Origin of the sequence: Shewanella sp. DW31 (genome assembly GCF_015767295.1) — a bacterium.
Lineage (GTDB): Bacteria > Pseudomonadota > Gammaproteobacteria > Enterobacterales > Shewanellaceae > Shewanella > Shewanella oncorhynchi.
The window spans coordinates 1-712 of sequence record NZ_JADWMP020000057.1; the positions used below are offsets into that span (position 1 = coordinate 1).

A 712-nucleotide genomic window follows, 5' to 3' on the forward strand; every position below is an offset into this window, starting at 1 on the left:
TAACCTGAGATCGGTTTAACAAGCCATAACTGTAATAGCATTAAACTCTGCGTTAGTGAGGTTCAGTTGTGGCTTATTGTCTTTCAATTGATAGGCGATGAGTCCGGCAATCATATTTAGCATAAAACCATGCACGCTGCGGTGTCTAGAGTGTTCTATTTGAGAGATATTTTTTAACTGGTCGTTGATGGTTTCTATGATGAAACGTCTCGACAGCATCGCTCTATCCCACAACAACATTGCCTTCGCTTTCATATTCTTACGCACGTTCGTCACCAACTTCACGCCTTTATCCAGCAATTCACTGGACAGCGCTTTACTGATATACCCTTTATCTGCATAGAGTTTATTCATGTCACTGTGCACCATCTCATTCACCGGTTTTGTGTCATGTACATTTGCAGGCGTCACTTTGGCCGCCACGATTCCGCCTTGATGATTCACAATCAAATGCAGCTTAAAGCCATAAAACCACCCCATGGTGCCTTTACCTCTGCACGCCAGTCCCGCCAAGGTTTTATGGCGATGAATACGTAGGTTATGACACACTTTGATGCTGGTTGAATCAACAAATTCGATGCCAGTGGGGTCACTCTTGAGGCTGGCAAAGTAGCTGCAAAGCGGCACTAAAGTAGTGGGCATCACCTCAAGAAAGCGGGTATAGCTGAGTAAATTAGGAAAAGCAGATTTGTAGAAATGAGCCAGATAGCCG

At 44.4% G+C, this 712-nt stretch carries 1 protein-coding gene; it reads right to left on the reverse strand.

Annotation, left to right across the window (positions count from 1 at the left end; genetic code table 11):
• Positions 1-15 precede the first annotated feature (15 nt).
• On the reverse strand, positions 16-712 hold a 697-nt coding region (locus tag GWI56_RS21585), incomplete at its 5' end, for an IS982 family transposase (protein WP_198574024.1).